Below are 15,009 nucleotides of genomic sequence, written 5' to 3'. Positions count from 1 at the left end.
CACCTCTCAAGCAAGCACATGTACCGCAACCTCTTCCGGGCCCTCGGCCTTTGCCTGGTCGTGTTGCTCCCTCTGGACGCACAGGCGCAGTCGAGCGACATCCGACTATCCGTCAAGCAACTCAAGGACACATCCGAATCGGTCGTCCTGGCCCGGACCGTGAAAACGGAATCCTTCTGGAATGATGACCGATCGGCCATCCTGACCCGCGTCACCCTGCAGGTTGAGGAATCCCTGTCGGGAAGTGCCGCCGGAGAAACGGTGGTCATCGTGCCGGGCGGACAGATCGGGCCGTACATCCACGAAGTATCGGACATGCCGGAATTCGTGACGGGAGAAGATGCCGTTGTATTCCTGGAACGGCACTCGAGTGGCCTGACCGTCGTGAACGGTGGCGCACGCGGCAAACTGGAGGTCAAAACCGATGCCGTGTCCCGCGCCCGGGAGGTTGTCGGTGGAGCCGCGCTGTTCGATCAACTCGAAGCCAGCGAGACGGACGCCTCAGAAGCCGATACGCACGTCGAAGGACCGGTCCGGTCCGCCAAGTCCCTGTCGCTGGACGAGTTCAAACGGCGCCTGTTGCAGCGATAGGTTTCGACGCCCAACTCCCCTGACGGCCGCCCCGGCCCCTTTGTGGCCACCCTACCCCTCCTCTTCCTCTCTCTCAGTCCGCACCCAGTTATGAAGCGCTTTACTTTTTTCGCATTCATTCTTTCTTTCTCGCTGTTGCCGGTGGTGGCTCACGCACAGTTCACCCAATTGGGTAGCGATTTCAGCACTGCCGTCAGTTACGGCATGGTAGCCGGTGACTTTGACAAGGACGGAGATAATGACCTGATTTATTCAAGTCGACGGACAGATAGTGGAGCGGAAGGAGTAAACACGTGGTATACCAACGACGGGAATGGGAATCTGTCCTTTGGCGGTTCGTGGCCCGCGTATAATCACGCAACCATGGACGCTGCGCTCGCTGACTTTGATAAAGATGGCTATCTGGATGTCGTTTTTGCCAATGCTTACCCGAATAATGATAGTTGCGGAACGGTTGTTTGTGATCCCAATCAGGTGTTCCTGGCTACAGACAGTGGTACCGACTTTGCCGCTACAGCAAGTTGGAGCGACGGGTTGGCCGATGGAAGCATTGATGTCGCTGTTGGCGATTTCAACGGTGACGGCTGGATTGACTTTGTAGTCGCAAACGATAATCCAGGTGGGGCCAAAGTATTTATCAATGACGGCTTGCCTGAAGGATCAGTCAGTTTTACCGCCTACCTGTTGCCTTCCGCCAACCCGCTTATTTCGCATATCCGAACAGATGGCGTAACGGTCGGCAAATTCAATGACGATGCCATTGACGATATCGCATTTGAATCTGGCGATATCATCTTTTCAAATCCCGGCCCCGGGCCTGGTTTTACTCCAGGATTTGTTCGCTCGACGACTGTTCTGGCTGGTGGAAATGGCAACATTGAAAGCGGAGACTTGAACAACGACACCTACCAGGACATCGTTTTCATCTCGAACAGGGGCAATTTGCAGTCGTTCCTCAACGATGGTACAGGTGCGTTTACCGCCACTGCCGCGGTCTCGACTCCCGATGACATCCGTTTTGACACGGCAATTGGAGATGTCAACAAGGACGGCTTCCTCGATATTGGCGTAGCCGGTTATTCCAGTTCTGGCGTCCCTCCCTTCACCTATCTGTATACAGGGAACGGTGATGGACTGTTTTCGATCGAGCCACTTTCAGGATCACAATTTGCCATCGAATTTGCTGATATGGATGGCGATTCCGACCTGGATATTATCTATTCGCTCAACGGACGGGTCCTCGAGAATCAATATGTTGGCCCCCTCGATGTGATAAACACCAACGACTCTGGTGCTGGGTCCTTGAGGGCTGCCGTTGAATACGCCAATGCCACTCCGGGCTCCGATACCATAGTATTCGATATTCCGGGGCAACCGTCGGACGTTCATACCATCCAGCTGCTTTCAGCCCTTCCGTCCCTGAGCGATCCCGTCATTCTTGATGCCACGACGCAGGGTGACGCCACGTGTGGAAGCCCAGGATTCAACGACAGGCTCCTGCGTATCGTCCTCGATGGCAGTCTCATGACAACCCCGTCGGACGTCGGATTCACTCTGGCTGACGGAAATTCGACGATCCAGGGCTTTGTGATTCAGCGCATGCCGCAGCACGCCATCAACGTGACGTCCAACGGCAACACGATTCGTTGCAACTATATCGGTACGGATGCGGACGGGTTGACTGCAGCCGGCAACGGCCGTTTGGCTACGGGTGCTGGCGTTTTTATCCAGGCTGGATCCACGACGGTCACGTCCAACGTGGTCGCTGCAAACACATACGATGAAATCCGGACCGAATCGGGCGGATTCAATCAGGTTACGGACAACTTCGTCGGCATCAATCGCAACGCTGACCTCCTGCCGTCCACAGACACTGCAATCAATCCAGGTAACCGCGAACGCATCGGGATCACGACCGGCACCAATGATGGTGTGTCGGGGAATGTTATCGGTGGCTTTTTTCAGGGCATTGCGTTCGGGTCCTCGAACATCATCCGGGACAATCTGGTCGGCATTGGCCCATCGGCGCAGTCCATACCCAATACGTATGGTCTGTACTCCTTTGGAAACGACACGCAGATCGGACAAAACAACACCATCAGCAACAACGGTACGGGGATCTACATCCAAACGGCCAATTCGGGCAACAGTATTTTCGGAAACAGCATTTTCGGAAACGGAGCCAAGGGCATTTTACTTGAGCCGGGAGCAAACGACGGTGTCGTTGCACCAACATTCACCTCGGCCGTGATCGACGCCAGTGGAAACCTCGCCGTGTCCTTTTCAGCCCCGGCATCCGGTACGGTCACGTTCCACAAGGCCGATTCAGGGGCCAGTGGTGAGGGGCAGGTGGAGATCGCCGGTGCTGTCAACTACACGGCTCCTGGAACAATGTCCACGGTATTGGGAAATGCTGCTGGCTTGTCCATGTCCATCGGTGATTTTGTGGTGGGGACCATCACGGACGGAAACAACAATACCTCAGAATTCTCGGCTCCTCTCGAAGTCGTCAATCCGTTGCTTGTGACCAATGTGGCCGACAGCGGTCAAGGTTCGCTGCGTGCAGCGATTGAATACGCCAACGCTTCCTCAAACGGAATTGAACCAGAGACCATCGTCTTTGACATTCCCGGAAACGGACCCCACACGATCGCTCTCCTGACCGAACTCACCATCTCCGATCCTGTGGTCCTGGACGGCATTACTCAAGGCGATGCGACCTGTGGCACCAGTCCGGCGGATCGCGTGTTGCGCATCGTGCTGGAATCCGCACCGGCTGCTCCGAATGGAACGTCAACCATGCGGCTGATGCCGACAGCGAGCGGTTCCACGATTCGTGGACTGGTCTTCGGACGGTCACTTGGATTCGGGCTCATCCTGGACGGCGCCGGCAGCACGACGGTAGCCTGTAACTTCATCGGAACGGAGGCCAATGGCACGACGCTGGCCGAAATCCGCGATGTCGGGCTTCAGATTTCGGCTGCAACCGGCAACATGATCGGTGGCGTATCCAATGCCGATGGCAACGTGATAACGGGCGCTGTCGACGCCGCACTCTGGATTTCAGGGGGTTCCGGCACGACTGTCGAGCACAACATCATTGGTCTGAACAAGACGGCCACGGCTGCACTTCCCCCCAACAACGGCGGCGCGACCGGTATCAACATTGTTCAAAGCCCGAACACCTCGATCGTGAGTAACGAGATCGGCGGGTTCACAGGTGTGGCGGTTCAGGCGGAGGGTAGTGCTTCGCCGAACATCAGCTTCAATTTCATCGGCACAAATGTCAACCGGAGCGGGACGTATCCAAACGGTACGGGAATCCGCCTGGTCGAGATCAATGACACGGTCAATCCCCCGATAGGTACCACCGACGCAACCATCCTGCTCAACGACGTCACCGGCAGCACCGGGAACGCGATTGAGGTTGTCGGCACTGCCTCGGTGCGCAACAACCTGATGAACAACAGTATTTATTTGAATGGTGGGCTCGCCATAGACCTTGGCGCCGACGGAGTGACCCCGAACGATGCCGGAGATGTTGACTCGGGTCCCAACAGCCTGCTCAACCACCCTGAAAACATCGTTTTCCAGGTTGGTGTGAGTGGTCAGCTTGAAACGCAATGGACGCCAGGAACCCCGGTCAATGGCCCCTATGCGACAGAGTTCTTCTTTGTGGATAATAACGGAACGGGAGCCCAGACCCGGATTCTGAACGACTCTGGACAGTCGACGGCTACACCTTCCAGGACCTATGCGTCGGCGGCCGCACAAGGCATTGCTGTGGGCGACAGACTGGTGGCCAGCCACTCGGAAATATTCCCGGACGGCAACACATCGGAATTCTCGCCTGTGTTCACGGTCATTGGTCCCTATACGGTCAACAACGCCAACGACAGTGGTCCCGGCTCGCTGCGTCAGGCCATCCTGAACGCCAACGCAAACGCGGATGTGAACACGATCACGTTCGCAATCCCGGGAACCGGCCCTCATGAGATCCTGGTAACAAGTGGGGATCTGCCCACCATTTCTCAACCCGTTATCATTGACGGTTTCACGCAGGAAGGCTCGTCGCCGAACACGAGCACGTTCGATCAGGGATCGAATGCCGTGCATGCGGTTGTTGTCAACGGACAGCATGCGGTGAACAACGGCTTTGACGTGTCAACGGCGACGCCATCAACCATCCGTGGCTTGAGCATCACCGGATTCTTGACCCGCACCGTGAATCTACGTGGCAATGGCGGACACCAGGTCATGGGCAACTACATCGTCACCCCCGCATCCAGCGCCGATAGCTGGGGTATCTGGATGAGTTCGTCCAACAACAGGATCGGCTCGCCGGCTGCAGCCGACCTCAACGTGATTGGCGGATACAGTGGCAACCAGATTACCATTCAGGGATCGAACCTGACCGGTAACATCATTGAGTACAACTACATCGGTGTCGATGCGGACGGCGTGACCTCCATTGCCCCGACGACCTCTGTTGTCGGAGGAAATGCCGGAGCCGCGATCAGTATGGACGCGACGACAACCGGCAATATTTTCCGGAACAACGTCGCGTCCGGTGTGCTGAGCGGTCCGGCCATCAATGTGGGCGGCTTTGAGAATGAGGTCCGCAACAACATCATTGGTGCGGGTGCGGATGGGACTACTGCCGTTCCGAACCGTTCCGGCATTCAGCTGTCGTACAATGGTGCCACGAACGTCTCCAGCGGGGCGATTGTCGACGGAAACGTCGTCGTCAATTCGGTAAATGAAGGCATTACGGCGCGTGCGAATGCCACGACAGGCGCTACGATTTCGAACAACCGGATTGGTCTGCTTGGCAACGGCACGGCTGCGCCGAACGGCACGCACGGGATTTCCCTCGATGGAACCGTCAACTCTGAGGTCTCAAACAACGTCATTGCCAACAACCTCGGCAATGGTATCAACGTCATCGGGTCGGCTCAGCGCGTCAAGATCACGGACAATGCGATCCGTAATAACGGCGGCCTGGGCGTGGACCTCGCGGGCGACGGATTCACGGGCAACGACGCTGCGGATGTCGATTCCGGCCCCAACAACCTCCTGAATTATCCCGACGGCCTGGTCGCGCGCATTAGTCCGTCCGGTAACCTGGAATTCGATTATTCGACCGAGATGGCGGCCAACGGCCCCATCACGCTCGAATTCTATGAAGCCGACGCGGACGGTCAGGAAGGAGATCGGTTTGTCGCTACGTCGCAAATCGGACCTTTTGCCAGTACGACGCTCTTCATGGACTTCGCCGTGAACCTGGGTGTTGCCGATGGCGACAAAATCGTGGCTATCGCGATCGATGCCGATGGCAATACATCAGAATTTTCGCCGGCGGCAACGGTTACGACCGAATTTGCGGATCCGTTGATCGTCACCAACACGGACGATTCCGGCGTTGGCTCGCTGCGCAACGCCATCATTGCGGCGAATGGTGCCGGTGGAACCCCAACCATCACCTTCGACCTTTCGGGTGGCACAACGGATGTGTATACCATCGCGCCGCTGAGTGGGCTGCCGACCATTACGTCGCCGCTCGTCATCAACGGCCTCAGCCAGGCAAACGCCACGTGTGGCACGACCGACTTCACGGACCGGGCGCTTAAGATCGTGCTCGACGGATCGAACCTGGCGTACGACGACCAGACGTTCATCAATCCGTTCGGTCTCGATATTGCTCCGAACACAAACGACGTAACCATTCAGGGCTTGGTCATTCACTCCTTCCCTGGTGGTGGTATCCGGATCGATGAAGGCAATGCCGACAGCGTCATCCGATGCAACTATATCGGTACGGACGAGACCGGTACGGTAGCGAAGGGCAATTTCGGTTCCGGCGTCTTCGTGGTTGGTTACAGTGCCGTTTCATCGGGCAACATGATCGGTGGTCCGAACGCCACGGATGGCAACCTCATTACCGCCAATGCGGGCGATGAAATCCATTTCGAGCCTGGCGCAGACGCAAATACCGTCCAGCACAACCTGATTGGAACCGAATCCACCGGCACGTCCGTGCTCCAGGCGCCGGGCGGTTATTTCAGCACGCCGGACCTGGACAATTTTTCCAACGCAGTCGGCATTGGAAACAACCAGGGAGCCAGCAATATCATCCGCGAGAACGTGGTCGGTGGATTCAACGAAGGTATCCAGCTGGTCAGCCAGAATGATGGCAACCGGAATTGGGGCGGCACAAACCAGCTTCTTGCCAACCATATTGGCGTGGCTCGCGATGGTACAACGAACCTGGCAAACAACAGCGGCGTGTCCCTGTTCGGTGCTGGCATCGGGACGGAGCTCGTGGACGGAAATACCATCCGGTTCAATGGTATTGGCCTGCAAATGACGGATGCAAAGAACAGCATTATCCGCTCCAACGATATCTCCAGCAACGGCACCGGCCTCCAGTTCGCGTTATATGGCAATGCGGCCCTGGTTGAGCTGAACACTATTTCCGACAACTCCGGCGACGGCATTCTTGTGAGTAACGCCGACTCGGGTACGTACCGGTTGAACACCATTTCGGGCAATGGCGGTCATGGTATCCGCCTGCAGGATGTGGCGCGTTTCATCACCATTTCGGGTAACCGCATAGGTGTAGACGCCACCGGCGATGTCGCCGTAGAAAACGGACGCAGCGGCATCTCCATCTCGAATTCGGGCGACATCACCGTCTCCCAGAACACCATTTCGGGCAATACCGATATGGGAGTGGAAATCCGGGACGGATCCGATCTCGTCCAGTTGTGGGGCAACACCATCGGTCTTACGCAGTCCGGCGATGCAGCAGCCGCGAACGGCATCCACGGCGTGCTCATTTTGGAGTCCGTGGACAATCGGATTGGCGTAAACGGAAATGACCCCAACGTGATCTCCGGAAACGTCGATGCAGGCATCGTGCTGGAAGGCACCGGCTCGACGGGCAACACGATCCAGGGCAACCTGATCGGAACGGACGTGTCAGGCTTCAACAGCGTGGGCAACGGCTCTGACGGCGTCCGGATCACGTTCGGCGCTACCGACAACGTGGTCGGTGGCTCGCTTGACGGACGGAATTACATCTCCGGCAACGGTACGCACGGCGTCGCCATCGCGGCCGAAAACCAGATCACGACATCACTCGTCAATGAGCGCAACACTGTATCCCACAATGTGATTGGCCTGAATCTCAATGGCACGGCGGCCCTCGCGAATGGGTATGCCGGAATCTGGGTGGAACGCGGTTCGTCCGCCAACACCATTTCAGACAACGTAGTGTCGGGCAACGTGGACACGGGTATTGTGCTCACCTCCGGTGCCAACCTGAACGTTGTCACGGACAACAACGTGGGCCTCAATGTGCCGAAGACGGCCGCCATTGGCAACGTGCGTCAGGGCCTCGCCATCACCGACAACGCGTGGGGCAACCGGGCTGAGGGCAATATTCTCTCGGGCAACATGCTCGACGGCGTTGTGCTATGGGCTTCGGGTAACGACAACGTGCTGCGTGGCAACTTCATTGGCACGGGTCCTGCGGGCACTGGCGCCTTCGGCAACGTCGGGCACGGAATCCTGACGGGTGGCTATGGCGAAACCCTCATTGAAAACAACATCATCGCCCATAACGGATACAACGGGGTGTTCGTGAAGGAGGATTCCCCGGGCGATGCGGCGCCGGCTGCAGTGATCACCCAGAACAGCATATTCTCCAACGGCGGCCTGGGCATTGACCTGCTGCTTGACGATCCGGATACCGCAGACGATGATCAAGGTGACGGCCGCAACGACAACGATGCGGGCGACGCCGACTCCGGACCGAACGGCCTGACCAACGCGCCGGTATTCAACTGGGCGACGCTCAACGGCACGAACATCGATCTGGAGGTCTTCCTGGATACTGCCCTGCCGGCCACGGTCGAGGTCTTCGCGGCCGACGCCGATGGTGCGGAAGGACAGACGTACCTGGGCACGGCGACGGCCACGGCCAGCAACCGCTTGTTGATGACCGTTCCGGCGGGCAGCGTTCAAGCGACGGATCTGATTACGGCGACCGTCACCGGGCCCGAGGGTACCTCGGAGTTCTCGCTGGCGCAGTCGGTTGCACTGGGTTCCGAACTGCAGTTCATTCCCGACCAGATCGTGGATGCCGATGCGCAACTCTCATTCCTGCTCAGCAGCGATCTGGCCGCCATTCCGGGCATGACTGACGCGATTGCAGCCGCCATCCAGGCATGGAACGACGTTCCGACGGCCAATACGACGGCCAAGATTGCCTTCGGGGGCGCGAGCACGTCTGTGCTCCCCCCGACCATCAATGACCTGCAGAATGTGGTCACCAAGTCCACACCCCAGTTTCCGCTGTCCAGCAACACGTTGGCCGTGGCCTCGAAGTTGCTCGCTGCCCCACAGAACGGACAGGAAGCCGAGATCATTGAGGCCGACATCATCTTCAACGCCGACTTGATCGGTCAACCGGGTGGAATTGGTACCGATCTCCAGAAGGAAATCTGGGATGCGCAGGCGGTAGCCACGCACGAGTTCGGACACGCGCTGGGTCTTCGCCACTCGGGCGTATCGACTGCCACCATGTTCTTCTCCATCCCGTCCGGCACATCGTACCGGTCGCTGGAGGTGGACGACGTGGCTTGGGTGTCGCATCGTTACCCCTCTCCTTCCGCCGCCGGGACATTCGGCAGCATGTCGGGTACGATTATGGATGGCGAGTCTCTCTCGCCCACGCCCGTCGCCGGCGCGCTCGTCGTCGCTCGTAACGCCGATGGCGCCCGCGTTCATGCGTATTCCGACGCGGACGGCACGTTCACCATCCCAGGCCTTCCCCCGGCTACCTACACATTGCGCATTCAGCCGCTGGCCGGACTCGTAGACAATGTTCCGGGCATGACGCCGGGTACGGTCAGCCCCTACCTCCGCTCCATCGCAAACAACGCCACGTTCACCCCGGAGACGTGGTCGGGCACGGGCGAGTCCGGAAACGAAGCGGAAGACGTTGCTGAAGCCATCCTCGTGCTGGCCGGACAGAACACGGCAGGCATCGACTTCACGACCAACCTGGATACCACGCCGCCGACCGTGAACGGAGCATCGCCCCGTGGCGACCGCGTCCGCACGCGACCGGAAATCACGGCGTCGTTCTCCGAGCCGATTACCACGGCCAACCTCGACTTCCAGGTCGTTGAACAGTCGACTGGCACCGCGGTACCTGGGCGCGTTGAAGTCCCCGGCGGTACCGGTGTGATTGCCACGTTCACGCTGGACACCGGAGTTGACCTCGCGTTCGAAACGACGTACGAAATCCGGATTTCAGGGGCTACGGACAAGAAAGGCGTTGTGCAGACCCTGCCATTTACGCAGGCCTTCACCGTCCGCCCAGCCGACAACATCGCTCCGGTCATCGTCTCGGTCTCGCCAGCGAACGGGTCTGAAGGCATCGGGACAAATGTAACCTTCGCGGTTACATTTGATGAGCCGATGGACAAGACGTCCATTCCTGCGAATATCGCGCTGACCTGCGTGGATGCGGCTCCCACAGTATGCCCGACGACGGCCGCCGTCGCTGGCGAGTTCTCCTTCCCGACATCAAGCCAGATTGAGGGCCTTCCGGGTTGGGTTGCCGTGTTCAAACCGACATCGACCCTGTTGGAGGGAGCGACGTACCGGTTGACGGTTGGCACCGGAGTTGCAGACCTGACCGGCAACTCGTTCGGTACGACAGCCACCTACACGTACACCACGCAGGCCAATGTGTCGCCTGAGGTGGTAGCCTCTGGCCCGACCGGAACGGGCATATCGGTCCGCACGTCCGTCTATGCCGACTTCAATGAGCGGATGACGTTGCCGACGGGGACCGCAGCGGTCACGCTGAGTGGTCCCGGCGGGGACGTTGCCGGCACGGCCGAACTCCTGGAGGATGGAAAGCGCGTGGTGTTCCGTCCCGATGCGCCACTTGCGTACATGACCACGTACACTGCATCGTTCCATTCGAGCCTGACCGATGCCTCGAATCCGGCGTTGCCAATTGGGCCGTTTTCCTTCGCGTTCACGACGGCAAATGCGCCAACGGTTGTTCGACTCGAATCGGTCTCCCCGTTGTTTGCCATTCCGGGTGCACTCATTACCCTGTCGGGCGATGGGTTCAGCACGACCAAGACGAATAATCTGGTTGCCTTCACGGCAGCTGGCGGTGGCACGGTTCAGGGAATTGTCGATTCTTCCACGTTGACCTCCCTCTCCGTCATCGTGCCGGAAGGCGCCGTGGCCGGACCGGTGACTGTGACGGTGGGCGGTTCGTCCGCCTCCATCGACATCGAGCTCTATGACGTCCTGCCCCTCGTTGACCCGGCCGTTTCACGGTACACCACCGAGAGCGCACCTCGCGACGTGGAAGTAACGCCCGACGGTGGAACGGCATACGTCACGAATACCGGCGCAGGATCGGTCAGTGTGATTGACGTCGAGACGGGTGATGTGCTGAAAAGCATTGACGTGGGTGATTCACCGCTCAAGGTCGTCATGTCACCCGATGGCGCACGCCTGTACGTTTCGAACTTCGGGTCGCATTCGGTCTCGGTTATCCTGACCTCCACGCTGACCGTCGAGAAGACCATCCCGGTGGGGCTCAACCCGTTCGGAATGGCCATCTCACCCGATGGTCGACGACTCTACGTAGCCGAATACACCAGCCAGAAGATCTCCATCATTGACCTCGATCCGGACAGCGGGACGGCCGACCGGGCCATCGCCCGGATCGGGGTGGAAAGCAATGAACGGGACTCGGAAGTCGCTCCGGACGGTGGCACGCGGATTGTTGCAGAGTCCAGCCCGCGGGATGTGGAAGTCTCGCCGGACGGCGGTACGCTGTTCTTCACGACCGAAGATCTCGGCCTGCGCTACCTCGTACTCGATGAGAACGGCTCGGCCGACGAGAACGCGGGCACCGTTCGCATCACCAAGGAATCCTCCACGCGTGACGTGGAAGTCTCCCCGGATGGCGGCGTCGTGTGGGTGACCACCATGGCGGGTGCACTGGAAGGCTACCGCGTACCGCTGGAGGTGGACGGCTCGTACCAGGCTGTCGCGCGGATTGGTGTTGAGTCGAACTCCCGTGAAGTCGAAGTCAGCCCGGACGGCGGCCTGCTGTACGTGACCAGCTTTGATCTGGGCATCGTACAGGTCTATGCCATCTCGTCGCAGATCGTGCCGAGCTCATCGTCGGCAACGGGTACCGTATTTGCCCTGACGCTTACACCGGTACAGCAGTTGACTGTAGGTGACAACCCGGAAGCCGTGGTGTTCTCGGCTGCGGCGCAGGTTGCCATCGTGGTCAACTCCGGATCGGACGACCTTACGATTCTTGCGTTCGGTGAACCACTTGCTGGTACCGATCTCGATTCTGACGGCGACGGTTTAACGGATATCGAGGAGATCGCGCTGGGCACGGACCCATTCTTTTGGGACTCCGACGGTGACGGCCTGTCCGACCTCGAAGAAGTTCAAAGCCCTTACACGGACCCGATGTCGGCAGACACAGACGGTGACGGCCTTGATGACAACCTGGACCCCGATGCGGACGGCAAGAATGGGCCGGACATCCGGCAGACCATCCTGGCTGATCTGAACGCCATGCTGGGCCGGGTCATACCGGACGTCGCCTTCAACAAGGGTGGCAAATCATCCAAATCCAACAAGTCGGAGAAGGAGGACGAAGACTCCGTTGAAGACATCATCGAAACCCTCGTGGAGAAAATCGAAGCGAACCTCGATGCCAAGCTGTGGGAAGAGAATACCACGTTCCCGTCGGCGAAGCGCGGCAATGTCGTGTTCAACAACGACAAGAATGCCCTGAAGGCCATCGGGAAACTCATCGACCTGACAACGGGTGCAGACGAGGATCTCGATGAACTGGCAACCCGCATCCTGACGTACGACTTCGCGATCGTAACGGAGTTGCTGGATGATGCAACCCGGGCATCGTGCTCGGCCGACAAGAAATGCCGGAAGAATCTGCAGAAAGCCGATGCGTCACTGGAAGATGCGCTGGATGAGCTCGATATCGACTCTGCCGATGAACTGGCGGATCGCGACCGGTCCGACCAGGACAAGGCGGTCGATGATCTCCGGAAAGCATGGCAATCCGCTGTGGACGTCGTCAAAGCGACGACCGGTTCGTACGGCAAGGGTGGATTGGATACGGATGAGGACCTCGTTCCTGTGGAGTTCTCACTCTCACAGAACTACCCGAACCCGTTCAATCCGACTACCACGATTGAATTCGGACTCAAGGAGGCCGTCAACGTACGTCTGGAGGTGTTCGACCTCCTGGGTCGCCACGTGCAGACGCTGGTAAACGGACCATTGGACGTCGGCACGCACCAGTACCGGTTCGATGCCAGTCGACTGGCCAGCGGCATGTACCTCTACCGGATCCAGGCCGGCAACTTCATCCAGGTCAAGCAGATGACCATCCTGAAGTAAGGCCCGGGACCGCGAACGGGATCCGGGTCTTGAACCCGGGAATCCGGACGAAAGCATAGAGGGGGGCGCGTTTCACGCGCCCCCCTCTTTCTTTGGGCAAGGACTTGCTGAGGCCTCTGGAATGCGGCGGCGGGTCAGGGGTTCTGGAGCAGGCGGGCTTCGGCCTCGCTGATGGCGTCCAGGTCCGTGCGCTCCAGTTGGAGGAAGGTCTCCCACTGTTCGCGGGCCAGGCGGCGCTGACCGATGGAATCGTACGCGCGCGCCAGCAGCAAGGCCGATTCGGCGAGGCCGGGGTTGAGGTTCAGCGATCCGCGGAGTCGCGTAATGGCGTCCTCCGTTCGGCCAAGGGCCAACAGTGCTTTGCCTTCATTCTTGTAGATGAATGGCAACACTTCCGACGATGCCACCGCCGAGCCCTGGCGAAGCACCATCAACGCATCTTCAGCTTGCCCATTCTCCGTCAGGATGTCACCCAGTGCGCTGTAGGCGGCACCCATCAGCGTATCTGCACGGATGGCAGATTCCAGGGCCTCAATGGCGCCTGCGCTATCGTTCTGCTCGGCCAGCGAGAGTCCAAGATTGTAAAATGCCGTTTCTGATTCCGCGGGATTCAGTTCTATGGCTCTGCGGGCCGTTCGGACGGAATTCCCGTAGTCACCCGTCTGGTAATAGAACGCCGACAGCGACATCCAGGCCGGAGCGAATGTAGGATCCTCCTGCGTGGCCCGTTCGATGTCCCGGAGAGCCATGGCCCGGTCGCCCTGCCGCCATTTTTCAATTCCGTTGTCGTAACGGGACTGGGCCATGACCCGGGGTGACAGCTGCGCCACTTCGGTGTTCCCCCCGTCAGAGCCCCCTCCCACCGCGGCCCAGTACACACCACCGGCCCCCACGAGTCCCAGCACCACGGCACCGCCAATGACAACCGGCCGTTTCCATAAAGGAATGGTGGGAGCGGACGGAGAAAACCCTGGCCCAACAGACGCTGGGCCCGAGCCTGAAACAGCGCTCGGCCCAGCAGGACCGGCTGAGAGGTGGGCAGGGGCAGAAATGGCGGAAGCGGGAGCAGCCGTCATGACGCTGGGCATGGGCGCCCGCATCTGTTCGAGATCGGCAATCAATTCGTGGGCATCCTGATACCGCTGTTCCGGCATCTTCTGGAGCAATTTGTCCACGATGGCCGCCAGATGAGCGGGCGCATCGGCCCGCCACACGGACACCCGCTCATGATCGGTATTGGCCGCGGCGTACAGTATGGCCGCATCATACGGACCATCAAACGGGCGTTTGCCGGCAAGCATCTCATACATGACCACGCCGAGCGCCCACAGATCCGTCCGGTTGTCCACGGGCACGCCCTGCGCCTGCTCCGGGCTCATGTAGGCCAGGGTCCCGAGCGACATGGCTCCCATGGTCATGGTCACGTCCTGCACCTTGGCCAGGCCGAAGTCCAGGATTTTCAGGAATCCGGCCTCGGTGACCATGATATTCCCGGGCTTGATGTCCCGGTGGATGATGCCCTTGTCGTGGGCGGCGGCCAGGCCGCGAGCGATGTCCAGGCACCAGGATACGGTGTCGTCGAGGGAAACGGGCCCTTCGGCAATGATGTCTTCGAGCGTCCGGCCATTGTAGAAGGCCATGACAATGAACATCTCGCCCTTCTCGGTCGAGCCGATTTCATGAACCACGGCCACATTCGGGTGGTCCAGCGCGGAGACCGCGCGGGCTTCATGCGTGAACCGGGCCTTCGCCTGCTCGTCCTTGCTGAACATGGGCGGCAGGAATTTCAGCGCGACGGTGCGCTCGAGCATGGTATCGCGGGCTTTGTACACCACTCCCATGCCGCCCTGTCCGAGTTCGGCTTCAATGATATAGTGGGCTACCTGCTGACCGACCAACGTGGACTCCGGCAATTGTTCGCCACAA

General features: G+C 59.2%; 3 protein-coding genes. 2 read left to right on the top strand and 1 reads right to left on the bottom strand.

Annotated elements, in window-relative coordinates; all coding sequences use genetic code 11:
* Positions 1–18 precede the first annotated feature (18 nt).
* Entirely contained in the window at positions 19–591 is a 573-nt protein-coding gene (locus tag RIE53_06515; protein ID MEQ9104335.1) for a hypothetical protein, read from the top strand.
* Between the two features lie 1,302 nt (positions 592–1,893).
* Entirely contained in the window at positions 1,894–13,083 is an 11,190-nt protein-coding gene (locus RIE53_06510; protein MEQ9104334.1) for a right-handed parallel beta-helix repeat-containing protein, read from the top strand.
* Between the two features lie 134 nt (positions 13,084–13,217).
* Here the strand turns inward: RIE53_06510 and RIE53_06505 are convergent, their stop codons facing one another.
* Positions 13,218–14,996 (bottom strand): serine/threonine-protein kinase, encoded by a 1,779-nt coding sequence (locus RIE53_06505; protein MEQ9104333.1) that lies wholly within the window; start codon positions 14,994–14,996, stop codon positions 13,218–13,220.
* Positions 14,997–15,009: the final 13 nt, after the last annotated feature.

The sequence above is a fragment of the Rhodothermales bacterium genome (genome assembly GCA_040221055.1).
Taxonomy (GTDB): Bacteria; Bacteroidota; Rhodothermia; order Rhodothermales; family UBA10348; genus 1-14-0-65-60-17.
This window is presented reverse-complemented; position numbering and strand designations above follow the sequence as displayed.